The following is a 20,805-nucleotide window of genomic DNA, read 5'->3' on the forward strand; positions in this document are numbered from 1 at the left end:
ATCAATCCTCCGCTAACCAGGTGCGTAATAATTTAGCAAATTCATCAGGATTAGATGCGGCAAGCTTCTCAAGCTGTTTCCGTTTCACTGCACCTTCGCTTGTGTCTTCCGTTGACAGTTCAGGAATATCCGTTTCAATCGGTGTCCATTCCTCTAGCTCCTCGACTTCATCGGTCCGACGTCTCCGTCGTACTAAGAGGAAGACGGCAATCGCAACAACCAATCCTGCTGCTCCAAGTGCGAACCAGACCCACATCGGTGTTGTTTCTGTCGTTACGGTTTGTTTTGGTGTTTCAGCAAACGGACGTGACATGACTACTACCTTGTTTGCCAGCTCGGCATCGGTTAAGGTCGTCTTCGCATCCGTTTTTGTTAAGGATGTCCGGATAATCGAATACATCATCGTCTGCAGATCTGTTTGCAGTTGAGGGTCAATTTGATTTTGTCCTTTAGGTGGTTCGACAATCACTTGAATTCCTAAATCACGAATTTCGTAAGGCGCCCCTTTGATCTGTTTTGTAATTCGATTGACTTCGTAATTGATGATGTCATGTGTTTTTTCACTTGTATCTCCCGTCGTTCCAGTACCTTGTGGGAAGTTGACGGTTTCATTTTCGCCTGTTCCAGCCGTTCCTTCGTTGGCTGCTCCGGTGTATGCTTCCGCCACTTTTTCTGCTGACGTGACAATTCCTTGAATCTTATCTTCATCTACAGGCTCAACCAACTTCTGTTCTTCTTGACGTTGCGTGACATCCACATCCGCCGTAACCGAAACAAGTGCTTTTTGAGGTCCGAGTACAACTGATAACATTTGCTGGATTTGTTTGCGTAAGTCTGTCTCGGTTGTTTTCTTCAACTGCATTGGATCACTTCCACCCGCAGTCTGTGCCCCTTTACCCGGCTCATAATACGTAAAGTATTGATCCATGATGGTAATGTTTTCTTCTTTTAGGTTCGGAATACTTTTTGCAATCAAGTGGTATAACCCTTGAACAGTCTGTTGATTTAAGTCACTGCCGGCACTTGATGTCAAAACGACTGACACGGTTGACGTCTCTTCTTGATCAGACAAGAAAACACTTTTTTCCGGTAAGGTAATCATGACCTTCGCTGCATCAATTCCATTCACTTGTGTAATTAAATTTTCAAGTTCTGTCTGCATCGTATCGCGTTCTAAAATATTCATTTCCTTATCCGTTGTTCCGAAACCGGCATTTTCACTGAAAAATGAATAATCGATTTGACCGGATTTCGGAATACCGGCTGTCGCCAGTTCAACTTTTAAGTTTTCTGAACTTTCTTCCGGAACAAGGATGGTGACACCATCCGCATTGCTGACGACTTCCGATTTCACCCCATCTTCATTTAACTTCTCCGTAACCTGACCCGCTTCTTGCGGAGAAAGTTTTGAATACAGTGGTGTCATCGTTGGTTTACTTAACCAAATCGCAGCTACAATGATAGCTGCAATGACTAAAAGCAGAAGTCCGATGATGGTTGCTTTTTTTGTCAGTGACCACTCTTGCCAAGTTGTTTTTACAGCGCCAAAACGCGTTTTAAGACCTTCATTCATTCAACATCTCCCACGCTTTCCTTAACAATCACAGTTGCATACGCATCATTTCTTGGTATGCCTCGATGCCTTTGTTACGAACTTCGATAGCGAGTTGCATAGAAAGCGATGCTTCTTCTGTTTTGATCATGATGTTATGCAAGTCAGTCGTTTTTCCCGTCGCAAGATCCACACGGGCTTGCGATGACGCTTGTTGCGCCTCATTTAAACCGTTCATAGCTTGACTTAATACTTCACTGAAGTCACTTGGTGTCGTTTTGGCTACAGATTGAGATGGCAGGACCATCTGCATACTTTGTATCGGTTGAATCGCCATTTTTCCATCTCCTCGTTATTTACCGATTTCCATCGCTTTGACCAACATAGCTTTTGTTGCATTCAATGCCGTGACATTGGCTTCGTAAGAACGGGTCGCCCCCATCATATCTACCATCTCTTTTAAGAGATCGACATTCGGCATCTTAACGTACCCTAAATCGTCGGCGTCCGGATGATTCGGATTGTATTCTAATTTAAACGGTTCTTGATCTTTCCGAATCTCGCTGACCGTCACACCATTACCCGTTTCTTTTAAAACAGCGAGTTTACGTGCATACGGTTGCCATTCTCCATTGACGAGTTCACCACGCGTGGTTTGCGCGTTTGCGATATTAGCTGAGACCGTATCTAAACGTAAGCGTTGTGCCGTTAATCCTGTTGCTGATGTATGAAAGCCTGAAAACATGCTCATCGATTACCGTCCTCCCCGGATAACAGATTGAATACCGGAGAATTTCCGGTTCAGTTGCTCAACCAATGCTTCATATTCGATTTGATTGCGCGATAATTCAGACATCTCAAGGTCAATATCGACTCCGTTTCCATCGTTGCGCATCGTGGAGGATTGCTCGACGACACTGCCGGAAGAACCGATGGTCGCATGCCGTTTTAAACTCATTTTCATCTCTGAATCCAGTACATCACCAAAAACAAGACGCTTTGCTTTATAACCGGGCGTATCGACATTCGCGATATTTGCTGAAATGACTTTTTGAGCTGCCACTGTTCGATTAACTGCCTGTGTCATTGTTGCATAATCTGATCCAAGCCAATTCATTTTTTTCAACCTCCACATACATTATCTAGAAAACTTATTATTATATCGTAAGCGGTTAGTAACATATCTGAAATAATTGAAACAAATAGGTCAATGTTTGAAAAGAAGTTTTTTGAAAATGAGGGTAATGAGATGTTGTTTTTTTGCTTTTCAAACCCTTTTTTGATAAAAATGATAAATATTACCTATAAAAAAAAGAAGAACTAGCATTCCGCCAGATCTCCTTCAAAATTTTAACATTTTATTTTTAGTTTGATTTAATTCGTTCCAATTCATACAAGAAATTGTCATTTAAAATCTTGATATACGTTCCTTTCATACCAAGTGAACGTGATTCAATGACTCCAGCGCTTTCCAATTTACGCAATGCGTTGACAATGACCGAACGAGTAATCCCGACACGATCGGCGATTTTAGAAGCGACAAGTAATCCTTCGTTTCCATCCAATTCCTCAAAAATGTGCTCAATTGCTTCAAGTTCCGAGTAGGAAAGCGAATTGATTGCCATTTGGACAACAGCTTTTTTACGTGCTTTATCTTCTGCCTCATGCGCTTTTTCACGTAAAATTTCCATTCCGACGACCGTTGCTCCGTATTCCGCCAAAACTAAATCTTCTTCATTAAAATCTTCAATCATCCGACCAAGAACAAGTGTCCCGAGCCGCTCTCCGCCACCGATAATTGGAACAATCGTCGTTTTAGACGTCTCGAACATATCACGGTTATCGATTGGAAACGCGGTATGTTCACTGTCGATTGCGATGTTCGCTGTTGTTTCCGTAACATTGAACAATTTTTTTGTGTAATCTTCCGGGAACTGACGCTCTTCGAGGAAGCCGCGAATCCGGGCATTTTCGATTTGTTGTTTAATGGCGATCCCTAACAGCTTCCCACGGCGACTGACGATAAAAGTATTTGATTCCATGACTTCACTTAAGCGATCCGCCATGACCTTAAAGTCGACATGTGTGCTTGCTTCTTGTTGTAACATCGTGTTGAGCTTTCGTGTTTTTGCCAGTAAATTCATGATTTTCTTCCTCCACTTATAAGATGAACTGACTTAAGTCACGATCATCTGCTACTTTTCCGACGCGTTCCAAAACATATTGTGGTGTAATGGTGACATCTGTTTCCGGCATCTCTGCCGCTTCAAACGATAATTCTTCTAACACACGTTCCATGATTGTATATAAACGACGGGCACCGATATTATCCGTCTCATCATTTACTTGTGCTGCGATTCGTGCGATTTGACGAATCGCATCTTCTGTAAAGGTGACATGAACTTGTTCTGCCCCAAGCAACGCTTTGTATTGTTTAAGCAAGGCTTGATTCGGTTCAGTCAAAATTTTGACGAAATCATCTTCTGTCAAACTGTCGAGTTCCACACGGATCGGGAAACGTCCTTGTAATTCCGGTATCAAATCGGATGGCTTCGCCATATGAAATGCTCCTGCTGCAATGAATAACATATGATCCGTCTTCACAGGACCGTATTTCGTGACAACCGTCGATCCTTCGACAATAGGTAAGATATCACGCTGTACGCCTTCACGGGACACACCGGCACTGTCCTGACCTTTCGTTGCGATCTTATCGATCTCATCGACGAAGATGATCCCCATCTGTTCTGCACGCCGTACGGCCTCATCATGGACTTCATTTAAGTCAAGTAATCGTTCCGCTTCTTCCGCTGTTAAAATCGGACGTGCTTCTTTAACGGTCAACTGCCGTTTTTTCGTTTTTTTCGGCATGACCTGTCCAAGCATGTCCTGCAGATTAGCCAGTCCTTCCATCCCTTGTTGTCCGGAGAACAGATCCATTTGCCGTTCTTCGATATCAACATCAATCATGCGGTCTTCTAGTTGACCTTGGAATAACTGCTGACGGATCACCGAACGGTCTGCTGTATCATTGGCAGTTTCTTGTTCAGGCGGTTTTTGGTTTCCACCAAACAGCATCTCGAACGGATTCCCTCCCCCTAAACCTGCGGAAGATTTTTTACCGACCAGCGCATCGACGATTCGTTCGTTCGCGACGGCTTCAGCCCGTTCCCGGAGAGCTTCCTTTTTCTCATCTTTCACGAGACGAAGCGACGCTTCAACCAAGTCGCGGACCATCGATTCAACATCTCGACCGACATAACCGACTTCCGTAAATTTGGTTGCTTCAATTTTGACGAATGGAGCCCGGACGAGTTTCGCCAGTCGGCGCGCAATTTCCGTTTTTCCGACACCTGTTGGCCCGATCATCAGAATGTTTTTGGGTGTGACTTCATCACGTAGACTCGGATCGAGCAGTTGACGGCGATAACGGTTTCGAAGCGCAATGGCAACGGCACGTTTCGCGTCTGCTTGACCAATGACATGTTCATTTAATTTCTCCACGATTTGTCTCGGTGTAAATTCATGCATCTGCACTTCCCCCAATCGTTTCCAAAATAATTTGATCATTCGTAAATACACACAATTCTCCGGCTGTTTCAAGAGCTGCACGGGCAATTTCTTCTGCTGTCATCTGGCTGGCATGCCGGGCGAGCGCACGACCTGCCGCGAGTGCATAGTTCCCGCCTGAACCGATGGCCAAAATTCCATCATCGGGCTCAATGACTTCACCGTTTCCTGATACGAGCAACAGATGTGAGCCATCCATTACAAGTAACAGTGCCTCGAGTTGCCGTAACATCTTGTCCCCGCGCCATTCTTTTGCCAGTTCGACAGCTGCCCGTTGAAGATTTCCGTTGTACATTTCGAGTTTCGCTTCAAATTTCTCAAATAAGGTGAACGCATCAGCCACACTTCCGGCAAAACCGGCAATTACCTTGCCGCCATAGAGACGTCGTACTTTTTTCGCACTTTTCTTCATGATGACCTGATTTCCAAAGGTCACCTGTCCATCCCCGCTCATCGCGGATTGTCCGTTATGTTGAATCGCAAAAATCGTCGTTGCATGAAACATGCTGTTTCCTCCCTTAGGCACGCGGATGCGCTTGTTGGTAAACATGTCGTAGCCGCTCCGTCGTGACGTGTGTGTACTGTCCTGTCGTCGAGAGCGAAGCGTGTCCGAGCAGCTCTTGGACTGCCCGCAAATCAGCTCCCCGCTCAAGCAAATCTGTTGCGAAGCTATGTCGTAAGGCATGTGGTGTCACATGTTTTGATACATACGGATCACTCTTTTTTAAAATCTTCCGGATTCCATCTGTCGTCAAGCGACGACCTGATCGCGATAGGAAAACGGCTTGTTCACCGTCTTCAAATGGACACCGTTCATCCAAGTAACAAGCCAGCGCCTTACGTGCAAACGAACCGATTGGCGTGATCCGCTCTTTTCTCCCTTTTCCATACACATGGACGTATTCCAAATCTGAATCCAAGTCTGAAAGATTCAGTCCTGCCAGTTCACTGACGCGCATTCCTGTCGCATATAGAACCTCGATCAAAGCCACATTTCGTGTACCGAACGCATCTGCTGTCCGAAATACTTCCAAAAACCGCTCATACTCTGAAGGGACTAGAAACGTCGGCAATGTGTGATCGCGTTTCGGTGCTTTTAATCCTTCAAACGGATTCAGCTCATCCGTATCACGTGTCACAAATCGCCCGAACTGTTTTAAGCAGGAAACTTTTTGAGCAATCGTCGATTTAGAAGCTTTTTGATCATAAAGAGCAAACAAATAACGCCGTGCAGTTGCCAATTCAATCGATCTCAACTGATGATCGAGGCAAAAAGCGGCGTATTGTCGAAGTGTTTGATCATAAGAGCGGCCTGTGTTTGGAGATAATTGACGTTCGATGTGTACATACCGTAAAAAAGATTTTCGCAGTACGTCAAACTCTGAGTCTACTCCCATCAGTGAGCCCCCTTCTAACCATTTCATACTCGAATCGCCCTTAGCATAGCACACCGTAAGTAGTCTGACAATAGACCAAAAACCGGAAAAATAACAAAATTATCACGCTTTTATGACAAATTAAGAAATGGGAGAAAAGAACGCGAAATCGCGCCTTCTCTCCCATCTCGCCTTACATATCGGTAAAGTCTTTGATTGCTTCCAATGCCCGCTCGGCCAGCAAGGCATATTTTTCCGGTTTCTTCATTCGAACCGGATGACCGACCAATGTCGGTACAAGACCAAAGTTCGCATTCATCGGTTGGAAGTTCTTGCCTTCCGTCGTCGTGATGTAATGTGCCATCGCACCCATCATTGTTTCTTTCGGAAACGCGACCGGCTCTGCCTCATTGACGAGGCGTGCCGCATTGATTCCTGCCGTCAAACCGGATGCGGCTGATTCGACGTATCCTTCGACACCGGTCATCTGACCGGCAAAGAATAAGTCATGGCGCGTCCGTGTCTGATAGGTCGGTTGCAACAGATTCGGGGAATTGACGAACGTGTTGCGATGCATGACACCATAACGGACGATTTCAGCATTCTCAAGACCTGGAATCAACCGGATGATCCGTTTTTGCTCGCCCCATTTTAGATGGGTCTGGAATCCAACGAGATTAAACAGTGTCCCTGCTGAGTTATCTTGACGAAGTTGAACGACGGCATAAGGACGTTCACCAGTCTTCGGATCTTCAAGTCCAACCGGTTTCATCGGTCCAAATAAAAGAGTTTTCGGTCCGCGTGATGCGAGCACTTCAAACGGCATACAGCCTTCAAAGTAGATTTCTTTCTCGAACTCTTTTAAAGGAACGACTTCCGCTTGAATCAATTCGTTATGGAAATGTGTAAACTCCTCTTTGGTCATCGGACAATTCAAGTAAGCGGCTTCGCCTTTGTCGTACCGTGATTTCAGGTACACCTTCTCCCGGTCAATCGTATCACCGTCGAGGATTGGTGCTGCTGCATCGAAGAAGTACAGATAATCTTCACCGGTGAACTGCTTGAGTGACTCGGATAACGCAGCACTTGTCAACGGACCCGTCGCGACGATGGTCGGACCATCTGGAATCGCTTCAAGTTCCTCATGATGCACAGTGACATTCGGATGGTTTTTTAACGTTTCCGTCACGTATCCGGCAAAGTCATGCCGATCGACAGCCAGTGCTCCACCAGCTGGTACACTGGCAAGATCGGCTGCTTTCATAATCAGCGAGTCGAGTTGACGCATCTCTTCCTTTAATACACCGACTGCATTTGTCAGTTGATTGGCTCGAAGTGAATTCGAACAGACGAGTTCTGCAAATTGATCGGTATGGTGAGCAGGTGTCTGCTTGACTGGTCGCATTTCATATAAATCTACTTGTACACCGCGTTTCGCAAGTTGCCATGCTGCTTCTGAACCTGCGAGTCCGGCGCCGATTACGGTTACCCGTTTCATCGGTCATTCCTCCTCTTGCTCCTGATCGATGCGTGTTTCATGATGTCCGCACGACGTACATTCTACTTTCACACCGTTCTTAATTTTCTTTTGTACCATCATACTGCTACAAACCGGACATGGTTCTTCCACTGGTTTATCCCAAGAAACGAATTCACATTCCGGATAATTCGAACAGCCGTAGAACAAGCGTCCTTTTTTGCTCCGGCGTTCCACAATTTCACCTGTTCCACACGTCGGACATTTAACCCCGATTTCAACTTGAATCGGTTTGGTATTCCGACATTCCGGGAAGTTGGAGCACGCCATGAATTTTCCATAACGCCCCATCTTGATGACCATCGCGTGACCACAGACTTCACAATCTTCTCCAGCCGGTTCATCTTTGATTTCAATTTTTTCAATTTCAGCTTCTGCACGTGTCAGACGTTTTTCGAATGATTTATAAATCGGATCGACGACTTCCGTCCACTGCATGTCTCCTTTTTCGATCGCATCAAGCAAGGCTTCCATGTCAGCCGTAAATTGAACCGTAATAAATTCTTGGAAGTAATCACTGATCATGTCAATGACCAGTTCCCCGAGTTCAGTCGGCAGGAATTTTTTCTCTTCGAGCGTCACATATCCACGTTTTTGAATCGTATCCAGTGTCGGTGCATAGGTCGACGGACGACCGATACCGAGTTCTTCCATCGCCCGGACGAGGCGGGCCTCTGTATACCGTGGCGGTGGTTGCGTAAAGTGTTGCTTCGGCTCAATCATTTCCTGCTCTAAAACTTCACCATCTTCAAGCGGCGGCAACAACCCGTCTTTGACGTCCGTTACCGTCTCATCATCTGTATCTTCGATGTAGACTTTCATGAATCCGGCAAATTTGACCGTCGAACCGTTTGCCCGGAACATGACATCATTTGAGATCAAGTCAACCTTTACCGTGTCCAGAATAGCCGGAGCCATCTGACTGGCGACGAACCGTTCCCAAATCAATTTGTACAATCGGAACTGGTCGCGGGATAAATATGATTTGACGAGTTGCGGGTCACGCATTGTCGATGTCGGACGAACCGCTTCGTGGGCATCTTGTGAATTCGCTGATTTTTTCTCTTTCCGTTTTTCAACAGCGATGTATTCTTTCCCGTACGCATTTTCGATGAATCCTTGTGCTTCAATGTTGGCGGTTTCGGATGTCCGGGTCGAATCGGTCCTCATGTACGTAATCAAACCGACTGTCCCTTCTTTTCCGAGCTCGATTCCTTCATATAACTGCTGGGCAATCATCATCGTCTTCTTCGCACGGAAGTTCAGCTTACGGGCTGCTTCTTGTTGCAAAGAACTCGTCGTAAACGGCAGAGCCGGATTCCGGCGTCGTTCTTTTTTCGTAACAGAATCGACAGTGAAGGACTCGGAGAGTTTTGCCAATACTTCGTTGACTTCTTCTTCTGAATGCAGTTCACGTTTTTTTCCGTCAATCCCGTAAAAGTTTGCTTCGAGCTTTTCACCATTTGCGTCCAACTCGAGTTTGATCGTCCAGTACTCTTCCGGTAAAAACGCATTGATTTCCTGTTCGCGGTCAATGATCATCTTCACAGCAACCGATTGAACACGTCCTGCTGACAATCCTTTTTTAATTTTTTTCCAAAGCAATGGACTCATGCTGTAGCCGACGAGACGGTCCAAGATACGCCGTGCCTGCTGTGCATCGACAAGATCGTAGTTGATCTTGCGGGGTCTCTTGAACGAATCTTTGATGGCGTCTTTTGTGATCTCATTAAAGACAACCCGGCATTCTGTCGATTCATCGACACCGAGGGCTTTCGCTAAATGCCAGGCGATCGCTTCCCCTTCGCGGTCCGGGTCGGCTGCGAGATAGATTTTTTGTGCTTTTTTAGCGGCCGTTTTTAATTCTTTTAAAACCGGACCTTTACCACGAATCGTAATATACTTTGGTTCATAATCATGTTCTACGTCAACACCCATTTGACTTTTCGGTAAGTCGATGACATGCCCCATCGAAGCTTTCACGGTATAGTTTGAACCGAGATAACGTTTGATGGTTTTTGCCTTTGCAGGTGATTCGACAATTACTAAATATTTTGCCATTACAATCGCTCCCTATTAGAGGCGTACTCGTATTTTAATCTCACTTATCATAGTAGTCTCGATTCCCATTTGTCAACGTTCATCAAGATACTTTTTGAAACTTCTTGCGGATTCAAGAGCGGAATCGCCCCTTCCGCAATCAGTTGATTTGTTCCTTGAAAGTGTTTTTCCGTCGGACAACCCGGGATACAATACACATCTTTCCCCTGTTCCAACGCGTGACCGGCCGTATTCATCGTCCCGCTTTTATGTGCTGCCTCGACGATGATCAGTCCTGACGTCAGCCCAGAAATAATCCGGTTTCGTTCCAAAAATTGATGTTTTTTGACGGGTGTCGGAGCAGCGTACTCGGATAAAAGCAGCCCTGCTTGCTGGATCTGCTGAAATAGTTTTTCATGCTGAGCAGGATACAGCGAATCAAATCCGCTCGCTAAAACGGCAATCGTCGCTTGATGATGTTTCAGGGAAAGACGATGTACCAGAGAATCGATACCACGGGCACCGCCCGACACAGTGACGAACGGAGATTGGAAAAACGGACGTAAAAAAGACAAACGCTTGGAATAAGAAGGAGAGGGTTGACGACTTCCGATGATACTGATCATCGGCTGTTTCAATAAGGAAGGATCACCACGGAAGAAGAGACCATAGACGGGCTGAGGAATCTGAAGTAACTGCATTGGGAAATATGGATCTCCGGGAACAAGGAGGTTCGTTGGAACTTGATCCAATTGTAAGGCATGCTGATAACGGTTTTTGATGGACCTTGACACAGGTAAATCCTCTACCGGCAAAAGACCGTACTGCTCGATCAAAACAACGATTGAATACGGAACCCGGCAAGTCGCAAAACGTGCATACAGTTCTCTGTCCATTCATTACGCTCCTTTTATATAGAAGAAAGCCGTCCTGATTATATCAGGACAGCTGACGTCTTGTTTATTTTACAGTCGAACCTGTAACACATTCGTCGTAAATACCGGCTTCTTTGATGACACGAATCAACGTCTCACCAATGATAGCTGGTGTTTCAGCCACTTCGATCCCGTTGGCACGAAGTGTTTTAATTTTTTCTGCTGCTGTTCCTTTACCACCTGAAATGATGGCACCGGCATGACCCATCCGTTTGCCTTCAGGTGCTGTCTGTCCACCGATGAATCCGATGACCGGCTTCGTCATGTTGGCTTTGACCCACTCTGCCGCTTCTTCTTCTGCCGTTCCACCGATTTCACCAAGCATGATAACAGCTTTTGTTTCCGGATCTTCATTAAACGCTTTGAGCGTATCAATGAAATCCGTTCCGTTAACTGGATCGCCACCAATTCCGACTGCTGTTGATTGACCAATTCCCGCTGTCGTCAATTGATGAACTGCTTCATACGTCAACGTCCCAGAACGCGAAACGATTCCGACGTGACCTGGTGTATGAATGTATCCTGGCATGATACCAAGTTTCGCAACGCCTGGCGTAATGACACCCGGACAGTTTGGTCCAATCAAGCGGACTGGTTTTCCATCCAAATAACGTTTGACTTTGACCATATCAAGAACCGGAATCCCTTCCGTGATACAAATGATCAATGCGATGTTCGCATCAGCCGCTTCCATGATCGCATCAGCTGCGAATGCAGGCGGTACGTAGATGATTGAAGCATTAGCACCTGTTTTTTCAACCGCTTGAGCGACTGTATCGAAGACCGGCACACCTAATACTTCAGTTCCACCCTTACCTGGTGTCACACCACCGACGAGGTTTGTTCCGTAATCAATCATCTGTTCGCCATGGAACATCCCTTGATTCCCTGTAATTCCTTGAATGATGACTTTTGTTGATTCATTTACCCAAATACTCATCCTTAGCTCCCCCTTACTTCACGAGCGCAGCAATTTTTTCTGCGCCGTCTGCCATTGATGTAGCTGCTGTAATCGCTAGACCTGAATCTTTGAGAATTTGTTTCCCGGCATCGACATTTGTACCTTCGAGACGGACGACGAGTGGCAATTCTAAGCCCACTTCTTTTGTTGCTGCAACGATACCTTCTGCAATGACGTCACATTTCATGATTCCACCAAAGATGTTAACAAAAATTCCTTTGACGTTCTCATCCGATAAAATCAGTTTGAAGGCTTCTGTTACTTTCTCTTTCGTCGCACCACCACCGACATCAAGGAAGTTTGCCGGATCACCACTGAAATGCTTGATGATATCCATCGTCGCCATCGCGAGACCTGCACCGTTGACGAGACATCCGATGTTACCGTCAAGAGCAATATAGTTTAAGTCATTTTTAGAAGCTTCCACTTCACGTGGATCTTCTTCTGATTCGTCACGAAGTGCGACGACATCCGCATGCCGGTATAAGGCGTTTGAGTCAAAGTTGAGTTTCGCATCAAGTGCCAAGACATCCCCGTCTTTTGTTGTGACGAGTGGATTGATTTCAGCAATTGAACAGTCTTTGTCGACGAAGAATGTATATAATTTCGTGACCATACCGACGAACTTATTGACAAGCTTAACCGGAACACCCATTGCAAACGCCAGTTTACGGGCTTGGAAGGCTTGAAGACCTACTGCCGGATCAACCACTTCTTTGATGATTTTTTCCGGAGTTGCTTCTGCTACTTCCTCAATATCCATTCCGCCTTCACTTGAACCCATGATGACGACACGTCCCGTTACACGGTCAAGGACAATTCCGAGATAGTATTCTTTGTCAATCGCACAACCTTCCTCAACAAGAAGACGTTGGATGACTTTACCTTCTGGACCTGTTTGATGCGTGACGAGTGTTTTGCCGAGTAACTCTGTCGCGAATTCTTTCACTTCTTCTTGCGATTTCGCCAATTTAACACCACCGGCTTTACCGCGCCCCCCTGCGTGAATCTGTGCTTTTACGACTTTGATTGGACCTGACAATTGTTCTGCTGCATCGACTGCTTCTTCAACCGTAAATGCTGCGATTCCGTTCGGAACGGGTACACCGTACGAACGAAGTAACTCTTTTGCCTGATATTCATGTACATTCATGAAAAAATCCCCCTTAACCCCTTTAGTTTCGGCTCTTTCATTGTAGTTAAAATTGGAAGCGCTGTCTATCGTTATCGACCGAAAGCATTTTATTTCTTCGAAATGCCGTTTTGATCGAGTTGATACAAAAAGGCAAATAACTCCGCGATGACGCCGTATAATTCGTTCGGAATTTGTTCCGAGACTTGAACGGCATCAAGCAACGTGATTAACGTCGCATCTTCACGGATCGGAATATCGTGCTGTAAGGCTTCTTCGAGAATTCGTTCCGCAACCCGCTCTGATCCTTTGGCGACGACTTTAGGGGCCTGCATCTGTTCTTCATACGATAAAGCAATCGCTTTTTTCATATTTGATAGTCCACCCTTCCGTTTCGATCCGTCGGCTGAAAGGCAATGCGTTCTTTTTCGGATTCCACTTGTTCGAATCGAATCAAATCATACCCCTGCTCTTGCAGACGATGTTCAATCGTCGGTTGATAGTATGACATGAACGATGCAATCCGTTCATCCGGATGAAAAACAGAAATGGCAATTTTCCGATCTGTAATTAAAATATCCAGTGCAATTTCACCAAGTTGCGGCAGTTTTAAGTAAAAGGCCATCCGGGCGTGATCTGGATTAAATTCTTTTTGATCAAATGGTCCCTCCATCGTGACATCGACTTCTTCAAATGGACCGAATTGCGGTAATTGAAACAAAAACACACCACGACCCGTTTCATTTGTTGCTTGCACAATCTGTTGGGTAAGTACTTGATCACTCGTCTTCCGATCCAGTTGTCCCTCCGCCGTCCCGTCTGCTTGTCGGGCGAGTTGAACAATGTCCAAGATGGCCTGTTTTAATGCCGGACCCGACCCTTCCAGCATTTTTTGACCAACTTGTTGCAACAGATCGCGTGTCGTTTGTGGAACGGATTCCGTTGAAAGTTGAGCGATTCGATCAAATGTCGGAAGCGCCGGTAATTTCGGAAGATTGGTTTCTTGTGAGACGATTTTTAAAACAGGCTGTCCATCTGTACTCGTGACGAGAAACCGATAAGTCGCCCCTTCCTTTAGTTCAGCGGTTGTCCCTGCCGTTAAAACACGTTGTCCGACCTGCAACTCCATCAGACCATCCGGAAGTAATTTCAACACTTTCCCGATGACATTCGCCCCTTCACGTAACGGTTGATTGGTTGGATCAATGATTTTGAAGGGTAACAAAGCACGATGCTCAATCTGCACGACGGTTCACCTCCTAAAGTCGGTCCAGGACCGGTTTAAATGTTTTCCGGTGAATCGGCGTCACCCCTGCACTGTCAAGCGCCTGTAGGTGTTGCGCCGTTCCGTATCCGGCATGTTTTTCAAAGCCGTACTCCGGATAGAGACGGGCGTATTGCTCCATCATCGTATCCCGCGTTTCTTTGGCAATTACACTCGCGGCCGCAATCGAAACACTGCGGGCATCCCCTTTAATCAATGATTCTTGCGGGAGCTCAACAGCGAGTGTCATGGCATCCACCAATAACGCATCCGGTCTCAGCTGAGCGACTGCCTGCTGCATCGCCTGTTTGGATGCCTGATAGATGTTAATCCGATCAATTTCCTCCGGTTCGATGATGCCGATTGCGACTTCTGCGACCTCCTGAATATGCTGATAGGCAACGAGTCGCTGTTTTTTCGACATCTGTTTCGAATCCGTTAACCCGGGATGATAAAAGTCGACCGGTAAAATGACGGCTGCTGCGACGACAGGACCGGCCAGCGGTCCCCGACCGACCTCATCGACACCTGCAATCCGGTCATATCCTTGTGCCCGGTACTGATTTTCGAACAACATCCGTTCTTGAAAATCGATACGTTGCTGTGCTTCGAGCTGCAATCGTCGTTCGGCTTGTAAAAAGGCGACCTCGACACCTTTTCGGGTATCGTCGGAAAAGGCAGCTTTCAACGCATCGAATTCCGGTTTAGATACATCAGCTAATTGTTCTTTTAACTCTGTAATCTTCATATTCAAACTCCTTTTTGAAAAAAGCTTGGAATTCTCATCTTTGAGAAGTCCAAGCCTGTCTTATTCTGCTACCGTCGCCCATTCTTCGACGGTTTCAAGTGTCACACGACCAATCTTTTCTGTCCGGAGTTCATGTAGCAACATTTCACTTGTCCGTTCAAAGTCGACATATCCTCCCGTAACGAATCCACGGTTTTTTCCAATCGCTTCAAGCACCTCAACAGCCTCACCTGATACGTCCTGTATACGGTAACGTGCTTTCAACTGTTCCGGATAACGCGATTTCAGCTCTCGAATCGCAAATAAAGCAATATCATCAATGTTTAAAATGTCATCTTTGATGGCACCTGTCGCAGCTAAACGGTATCCGACAAGCTGATCGTCAAACTTCGGCCAGAGAATACCCGGTGTATCAAGCAACTCCATCTCACCGGTCTTCATCTTGATCCATTGTTGACGCTTCGTCACACCCGGACGGTCACCGGTGATCGCAATGTTTCGACCTGCCAAGCGATTGATCAATGTCGATTTCCCGACGTTTGGAATCCCGATGATCAAAGCTCGGATCGCGCTTGGATTACGTCCCTTGTCCCGCATCCGGTCATGCTTGTCTTTCATCAGGCGTAAAGCACCCTCATGAATCTGACCGAGTCCTTTATTGTGTTTCGCATCGACGGCAATGACGTCAACGCCATCCTTGCGCAGTGCCTGCATCCATTTTTCGGTCAGTCGGGCATCTGCCATGTCTGATTTGTTTAAGACAATCAAACGCGGTTTCCCTGCCGTAATTTGTTCGACCATCGGATTGCGGCTCGACATCGGCAAGCGAGCGTCCACCAACTCGATGACGACATCAATTAATTTTAATTTTTCCGTCACTTCACGGCGGGCTTTCGCCATGTGTCCCGGGAACCATTGTATTGTCATTTCTTCCACCTCAAATTTTCATAGTGCTTGGACTGCTAATAATGAACGATTGCTTCAACGTATATCCGGAAGGACCGGTACACTGTTTGTTCGAGAGAAACGATCCACTTTCTAGTATACGCAACTTCCGGAAAGAAAAGAACCCTGTCTCGGCAGGAACGAAAAAACGAAGCTCACGTATGTGTGAACCTCGCTCCTCGTTAGATCAGATTAATCAACAGACCGGACGTCACTAAAAGGATAGAAGACGAAGTTCGTCGTACCGACGATTTGATCTTCATCCACGAAACCGATATCGCGGCTGTCTTTTGAATTTTGACGATTATCGCCCATAACAAATACTTTTCCTGTCGGGACGGTCGTTTGCGTCGTTTTTTCTTCCAACGTAAAATCTTCTGTTAAGGGAACACCGTTCATCTGTGCCTTGAACTCATTCAGATACGGCTCTTCGACTTTTTTATCATTGACATATAATGTGTCATCCTTGTAATACATCGTATCTCCTGGAACAGCAATGACACGTTTAATATAGTCCCGCGTCTCCGTCGCATGGAAAACAACGATATCGCCGCGTTCCGGCTCGTTAAAATAATAAGGAACCTTATTGACAATCATGCGGTCAGAATTGTGTAAGGTCGGCATCATCGATTCACCGTCCACGATGACCGGAACAAATAAAAACGTCCGGATGATGAACGCAATGACAAGCGCCACGACCAATGCCTTAATCCAACTAAATAACTCCTTCACACGTTCCACTCCTTCAACTCAATCTCTTGCCTATGCCTAGTATACGCATAAACGCTAAAAAAAAGAAGCTTGTCCGGAGACAAGCCACTTTTTCACATGATTAACGACGAATTTCTTTAATACGAGCCGCTTTACCACGAAGGTTACGGAGGTAGTAAAGTTTCGCACGACGGACTTTACCGTAACGAACGACTTCGATTTGCGCAACACGTGGTGAGTGAAGCGGGAATGCACGCTCAACGCCAACTCCGTAAGAGATCTTACGAACTGTAAACGTTTCGCTGATGCCGCCACCGTGACGTTTGATGACTACGCCTTCGAAAAGCTGGATCCGCTCACGCGTTCCCTCGACGACTTTAACGTGGACGCGGACTGTATCACCAGGACGGAATGCAGGGACGTCTGACTTGATTTGTTCTTGTGTAATTTCACGGAACAATTGTTGTGTGTTCATGAATGATTTCTCCTTTTTTCACCAATGTTCGTATCTTCATTTGCCCTTGGCATCCAACAGCGGAACATCGTTAATAGGTGGCTTTTGCCACATGTTTTAACTTATCACAGTTTCAGTCGTTTGACAATCCTGAAATTGATTGTAAGTAACGACGGTCAGCATCGGACAAGTCGGCCTCTTCGAGCAGATCCGGTCGCCGCTCAAGCGTTCGTTTCAATGCCTGCTCGCGTCGCCACGTTTCAATCCGGGCATGATTGCCGGACAATAACACTTCCGGAACGACAAGTCCGCGAAAGTCGGCGGGACGCGTATAATGAGGATATTCGAGCAATCCCGTTGAAAAAGAATCGTCTTCATGACTGGCTGCTTTGCCTAGAACCGACGGCAATAAACGGACGGTCGCATCAATCATTGTCATCGCCGCAAGCTCTCCTCCGGTCAAAACAAAGTCACCAAGTGAAACTTCATCCGTCACCAGTTCATCATGAATCCGTTGATCGAATCCTTCATAATGACCGCATAAAAAAACAAGTTCCGTTTCTTGTGACCATTCTTCCGCAAGACGTTGGTCAAACCGGCGTCCGGTCGGTGTCAACGCAATGATTCGTCGGTTCGCTTCAGGTAATGCAGCGACCGCGTCAAACACCGGTTGCGGCGTAAGTAACATGCCTGCGCCCCCACCGTATGGAGTATCATCGACCCGACCATGGCGATTGGTGGAATAATCGCGAAAATTGACATAGTTCAACTCGATTCGCTTCTCCTCTTGGGCCCGGGCGACAATCGAATGATTGAGCGCCGTGAACATTTCCGGGAACAACGTCAAGACCGTAATCTTCATCCTTCGATCAAACCCGGCAACGGTGTGATTTGAATCCGTTTCGCTTCGACGTCGATCGAGGCAACGACTTGTTCGATATATGGAATCAGGACATCTTTTTTGCCGGGACGTTTGATCGTCCAGACGTCATTGGCTCCGGTTTCTAAAATATCAGAGACGACACCGATTTCGTCCTCACCGTCGAAGACCGTGCAGCCGATGATTTCATGATAATAAAATTCATGTTCCCCAAGCTCCTGTAAGGCTTCCGGCTGAACATACAGTTTCAAGCCTTTATATTTCTCGACATCATTGATGTGGTGCATTCCCTTGAACGTCACCATGATGAATTGTTTATGTTTCCGATAACTGCTGATTGTAAACGGTGTATATGTCCCGTTTGACTCCAAAAAGACATCATGTCCGACTTTGAACCGTTCTTCCGGAAAATCAGTGCTCGCCAGAAGTTTGAGTTCTCCTTTTAAACCATGGGTATTGGCGATTTTAGCAACTTCCAACCATTCCATTTGTTTCACTTCCTTCTCTTTTTACTGACTTTCTTCCTCGTTATTTTGCCATAGAAAAAAGGAGGTAAGCTTTCGCCCACCTCCAATCGTCTTACTTCGCGAGTTTCGCGTTGTGGAATTTCTCCATGATACCAGCTTTTGAGAAGAGGTTACGAACTGTGTCCGAAGGTTTAGCACCTTCAGCGAGCCATTTAAGAGCGAGCTCTTCGTTAAGTTTTACTTCTGCTTCTGGTTTAGCAACCGGGTTGTAGTATCCGATTTGCTCGATGAAACGACCATCACGTGGTGCACGTGAGTCTGCTACTACCACACGGTAGAAAGGTGATTTGTTTGCGCCCATGCGCTTAAGACGAATTTTAACTGCCATTCGTAAGTCCCTCCAGATAATAAATAATTTTTTTTCGTTTAGTCAAATTGACAACTTCACTAGTATACAACGTTCCAGCAAAAGTGAAAAGACTTTTAGAAGAATGGGAGGCCAAAGCCGCCTTTCTTTTTCCCTTTGCCCATTTGGCCGGAGAATTGTTTCATCATCTTCCGCATGTCTTCAAATTGCTTGATCAATCGGTTCACTTCTTGAATGCTACGACCACTGCCGCGCGCAATCCGTTTCCGACGACTCGCATTGAGAATTTCCGGTTCAGTCCGCTCTCGTTTTGTCATCGATTGAATAATCGCTTCGACATAAACAAGTTGCTTTTCATCGATTTGGGCATTTTTCAGACCCTTCATCTTTCCTTTACCGGCACCCGGAATCATTCCTAACAACTCATCCAAAGGACCCATCTGTTTCACTTGCTGTAACTGCTCGATGAAATCGTCAAACGTGAACGATGCATCGCGCATTTTGCCTTCGAGCTCTTTGGCGCGTGTCGCGTCCATTTGAGACTCCGCTTTTTCAATCAGCGTCAGCATATCTCCCATGCCGAGAATTCGTGACGCCATCCGCTCCGGATAGAATGGCTCGATTGCGTCCAGCTTCTCTCCAAGACCGACGAACTTAATCGGTGCTCCGGTGACTGCCTTGATGGAGAGTGCTGCTCCGCCTCGAGTATCCCCGTCGAGCTTCGTCAAGATGACACCTGTCACGCCGAGCTTTTCATTAAAGCTTTCCGCGACATTGACGGCATCCTGACCCGTCATCGAATCGACGACAAGGAAGATTTCATTCGGTTTGGCGATTTCTTTCACATCAACCAGTTCCTGCATGAGGTCCTCGTCGATATGTAAGCGTCCCGCCGTATCGATCAACACGATATCGTGGTGATGCTCTTTTGCATAGTCGAGGGCGTTAGTGACAATCTCTTGTGGACTGACCTGATCTCCCATCGAGAAAACAGGCAGTTCGAGTTGTTTCCCTAACGTCTCGAGCTGTTTGATCGCAGCCGGTCGGTAAATATCCGCTGCAACAAGCAGTGGACTGCGATTTTGTTTCTTCCGTAAATGATTCGCAAGTTTTCCGACCGTCGTCGTCTTACCTGCCCCTTGCAAACCGGTCATCATAATGACGGTTGGCGGACGGTTCGATAACGTCAATGGAGAAACTTCTGACCCCATCAGTTTCGTCAATTCGTCATGGACGATTTTGACGACTTGCTGACCTGGCGTGAGAGACGTCATGACATCTTGCCCGACTGAACGTTCTTTCACATCATTTACGAATTGTTTGACGACTTTGAAGTTGACGTCAGCTTCTAATAACGCAAGGCGAACCTCACGCATCATTTCTTTTACGTCCGCTTCAGAAATCTTACCTTTACCCCGCATTTTAGCGAGACTGGCTTGAAGCCGTTCCGATAATCCTTCGAATGCCATGAAATTGCCCCCTACTCTAATTGCTCGAGTGCCGTAATGGTCACGTGAGCTTCGCTCGGAAGGTCTAGTTGCTTCAACTGATCAAGAAGTAACTTTCGCTGTTCATACTTTTCGAACAAACCCAGTCGTTCTTCATATTGTTCAAGCATCGCTTCCGTACGTTTTATGTTGTCGTAGACTGCTTGTCGGCTGACTTCAAACTCATCGGCGATTTCACCTAACGAAAAGTCATCCAAATAATAGAGTGACATATAATTCCGTTGTTTCGGCGTCAAAAGCTCCTGATAAAAGTCAATCAGATAATTCATCCGGTTCGTCTTATCAAGTGTCATTTGAACACCTCCACGGTTGTTAAGTGAAATTCCTTTACAGATAGTATAGTACAGCCCTCACAGTG

The 20,805-nt window shown here is 46.2% G+C and carries 24 protein-coding genes; all 24 read right to left on the reverse strand.

The window, feature by feature from the left end; translation table 11 throughout:
• Position 1 precedes the first annotated feature (1 nt).
• A complete protein-coding gene (gene fliF / locus ACHA8N_RS01080; RefSeq protein ID WP_147510871.1) occupies positions 2-1,573 on the reverse strand; it encodes a flagellar basal-body MS-ring/collar protein FliF in 1,572 nt (523 codons plus the stop codon).
• A gap of 28 nt (positions 1,574-1,601) precedes the next feature.
• Positions 1,602-1,889, reverse strand: coding sequence for a flagellar hook-basal body complex protein FliE (fliE, locus tag ACHA8N_RS01085; protein ID WP_026828005.1), 288 nt, complete (start codon positions 1,887-1,889; stop codon positions 1,602-1,604).
• A gap of 15 nt (positions 1,890-1,904) precedes the next feature.
• Positions 1,905-2,303, reverse strand: coding sequence for a flagellar basal body rod protein FlgC (flgC, locus tag ACHA8N_RS01090; protein WP_026832628.1), 399 nt, complete (start codon positions 2,301-2,303; stop codon positions 1,905-1,907).
• Positions 2,304-2,306: 3 nt separating this feature from the next.
• A complete protein-coding gene (gene flgB, locus ACHA8N_RS01095) occupies positions 2,307-2,669 on the reverse strand; it encodes a flagellar basal body rod protein FlgB (RefSeq protein ID WP_147510870.1) in 363 nt (120 codons plus the stop codon).
• A gap of 247 nt (positions 2,670-2,916) precedes the next feature.
• Positions 2,917-3,696 (reverse strand): GTP-sensing pleiotropic transcriptional regulator CodY, encoded by a 780-nt coding sequence (gene codY, locus ACHA8N_RS01100; protein WP_147510869.1) that lies wholly within the window; start codon positions 3,694-3,696, stop codon positions 2,917-2,919.
• A 16-nt stretch (positions 3,697-3,712) separates the two neighbouring features.
• Entirely contained in the window at positions 3,713-5,089 is a 1,377-nt protein-coding gene (gene hslU, locus ACHA8N_RS01105; protein ID WP_393964534.1) for an ATP-dependent protease ATPase subunit HslU, read from the reverse strand.
• On the reverse strand, positions 5,076-5,672 hold the full coding sequence (hslV, locus tag ACHA8N_RS01110) for an ATP-dependent protease subunit HslV (RefSeq protein WP_393964482.1): 597 nt from the start codon (positions 5,670-5,672) through the stop codon (positions 5,076-5,078). The genes hslU and hslV overlap by 14 nt, the downstream gene beginning before the upstream one ends.
• On the reverse strand, positions 5,641-6,519 hold the full coding sequence (locus ACHA8N_RS01115) for a tyrosine-type recombinase/integrase (protein WP_393964483.1): 879 nt from the start codon (positions 6,517-6,519) through the stop codon (positions 5,641-5,643). The genes hslV and ACHA8N_RS01115 overlap by 32 nt, the downstream gene beginning before the upstream one ends.
• 172 nt (positions 6,520-6,691) lie before the next feature.
• Entirely contained in the window at positions 6,692-7,996 is a 1,305-nt protein-coding gene (gene trmFO / locus ACHA8N_RS01120; protein ID WP_393964484.1) for an FADH(2)-oxidizing methylenetetrahydrofolate--tRNA-(uracil(54)-C(5))-methyltransferase TrmFO, read from the reverse strand.
• Positions 7,997-7,999: 3 nt separating this feature from the next.
• Positions 8,000-10,096 (reverse strand): type I DNA topoisomerase, encoded by a 2,097-nt coding sequence (gene topA, locus ACHA8N_RS01125; RefSeq protein ID WP_393964485.1) that lies wholly within the window; start codon positions 10,094-10,096, stop codon positions 8,000-8,002.
• A 47-nt stretch (positions 10,097-10,143) separates the two neighbouring features.
• On the reverse strand, positions 10,144-10,971 hold the full coding sequence (gene dprA, locus ACHA8N_RS01130) for a DNA-processing protein DprA (protein WP_393964486.1): 828 nt from the start codon (positions 10,969-10,971) through the stop codon (positions 10,144-10,146).
• Positions 10,972-11,035: 64 nt separating this feature from the next.
• On the reverse strand, positions 11,036-11,950 hold the full coding sequence (gene sucD / locus ACHA8N_RS01135; RefSeq protein ID WP_147510862.1) for a succinate--CoA ligase subunit alpha: 915 nt from the start codon (positions 11,948-11,950) through the stop codon (positions 11,036-11,038).
• Between the two features lie 13 nt (positions 11,951-11,963).
• Positions 11,964-13,124, reverse strand: a complete 1,161-nt coding sequence (gene sucC / locus ACHA8N_RS01140) for an ADP-forming succinate--CoA ligase subunit beta (RefSeq protein ID WP_026827995.1) — start codon at positions 13,122-13,124, stop codon at positions 11,964-11,966.
• Between the two features lie 89 nt (positions 13,125-13,213).
• Entirely contained in the window at positions 13,214-13,474 is a 261-nt protein-coding gene (locus ACHA8N_RS01145; protein WP_147510861.1) for an EscU/YscU/HrcU family type III secretion system export apparatus switch protein, read from the reverse strand.
• Entirely contained in the window at positions 13,471-14,349 is an 879-nt protein-coding gene (locus ACHA8N_RS01150; RefSeq protein WP_393964487.1) for a hypothetical protein, read from the reverse strand. Before ACHA8N_RS01150 ends, ACHA8N_RS01145 begins: the two co-directional genes overlap by 4 nt.
• 13 nt (positions 14,350-14,362) lie before the next feature.
• On the reverse strand, positions 14,363-15,115 hold the full coding sequence (locus tag ACHA8N_RS01155) for a ribonuclease HII (RefSeq protein WP_393964488.1): 753 nt from the start codon (positions 15,113-15,115) through the stop codon (positions 14,363-14,365).
• 60 nt (positions 15,116-15,175) lie between these two features.
• Positions 15,176-16,042 (reverse strand): ribosome biogenesis GTPase YlqF, encoded by an 867-nt coding sequence (gene ylqF, locus ACHA8N_RS01160; RefSeq protein WP_147510858.1) that lies wholly within the window; start codon positions 16,040-16,042, stop codon positions 15,176-15,178.
• Between the two features lie 210 nt (positions 16,043-16,252).
• Positions 16,253-16,792, reverse strand: coding sequence for a signal peptidase I (gene lepB / locus ACHA8N_RS01165; protein ID WP_147510857.1), 540 nt, complete (start codon positions 16,790-16,792; stop codon positions 16,253-16,255).
• A gap of 100 nt (positions 16,793-16,892) precedes the next feature.
• Entirely contained in the window at positions 16,893-17,246 is a 354-nt protein-coding gene (rplS, locus tag ACHA8N_RS01170; protein ID WP_012370767.1) for a 50S ribosomal protein L19, read from the reverse strand.
• 112 nt (positions 17,247-17,358) lie between these two features.
• Positions 17,359-18,087 (reverse strand): tRNA (guanosine(37)-N1)-methyltransferase TrmD, encoded by a 729-nt coding sequence (trmD, locus tag ACHA8N_RS01175; RefSeq protein WP_147510856.1) that lies wholly within the window; start codon positions 18,085-18,087, stop codon positions 17,359-17,361.
• Entirely contained in the window at positions 18,084-18,593 is a 510-nt protein-coding gene (gene rimM / locus ACHA8N_RS01180; protein ID WP_147510855.1) for a ribosome maturation factor RimM, read from the reverse strand. The genes trmD and rimM overlap by 4 nt, the downstream gene beginning before the upstream one ends.
• 91 nt (positions 18,594-18,684) lie before the next feature.
• Positions 18,685-18,960 (reverse strand): 30S ribosomal protein S16, encoded by a 276-nt coding sequence (gene rpsP / locus ACHA8N_RS01185; RefSeq protein ID WP_012370770.1) that lies wholly within the window; start codon positions 18,958-18,960, stop codon positions 18,685-18,687.
• A 95-nt stretch (positions 18,961-19,055) separates the two neighbouring features.
• A complete protein-coding gene (ffh, locus tag ACHA8N_RS01190) occupies positions 19,056-20,408 on the reverse strand; it encodes a signal recognition particle protein (RefSeq protein WP_147510854.1) in 1,353 nt (450 codons plus the stop codon).
• An 11-nt stretch (positions 20,409-20,419) separates the two neighbouring features.
• A complete protein-coding gene (locus ACHA8N_RS01195; protein WP_147510853.1) occupies positions 20,420-20,740 on the reverse strand; it encodes a putative DNA-binding protein in 321 nt (106 codons plus the stop codon).
• Positions 20,741-20,805 lie beyond the last annotated feature (65 nt).

Source organism: Exiguobacterium sp. S22-S28, assembly GCF_043359615.1.
Taxonomy (GTDB): Bacteria; Bacillota; Bacilli; order Exiguobacteriales; family Exiguobacteriaceae; genus Exiguobacterium_A.